Annotated in this window: 1 protein-coding gene; it reads right to left on the bottom strand. The window is 65.0% G+C overall.

The genetic code is table 11. The features are described 5' to 3' along the window. The coding region (locus ACUN0C_RS20235) for a bifunctional DNA primase/polymerase (protein WP_445468199.1) at positions 1–525 on the bottom strand (525 nt) is incomplete at both ends.

Raw genomic sequence — 525 nt, 5'->3', positions numbered from 1 at the left:
TGTGCGCGAGAGCGACAATGTCCTCCTCCTCGAGGCCCTTCGCCCGAAGCATGCCGAGATAGGACGTGAGGCGAGCGTTGCGGCTACCCTCGGGAATACCCAGGGGATGGATGCCACCAGTCCAAGGGCACTGGTCACCGGCGAGCAGACCGACCCACGCAGGGGGCAAATCCGCCAGCGGGGTCTCATCAAGCGCGGTCTGCCACACATAGGCCGACTCCGCACGTGACGTCGGCGCGACGTTGATCTGGTTGCCGTCCGCCCGGATGTCGACGTTCGTATCGCACCCGAGGATAGCAGCACCGAGATTGGTGACGCCCTTGATCTTGCCCGTCACGTTCTTCGGGTAGTTGAAGATCAAGTGGCGTCCGCCGGAGGGGGTCTGGGCGGTGAGCGTGTGCGGGAGGGGACCGTACACCTCCTGGAGCCGTTCCAGACCCTGGGCGCCGTTCTTCCCCGGACCCTCATCGATATCGACGGCGATGATGTCCGACACGCGACCGGTCACGATCGCCACGCCGTACT

It is taken from the genome of Faunimonas sp. B44 (assembly GCF_052655945.1).
The sequence above is the reverse complement of the archived record's forward strand: the minus strand, read 5'-3'. Positions and strand labels throughout refer to the sequence as shown.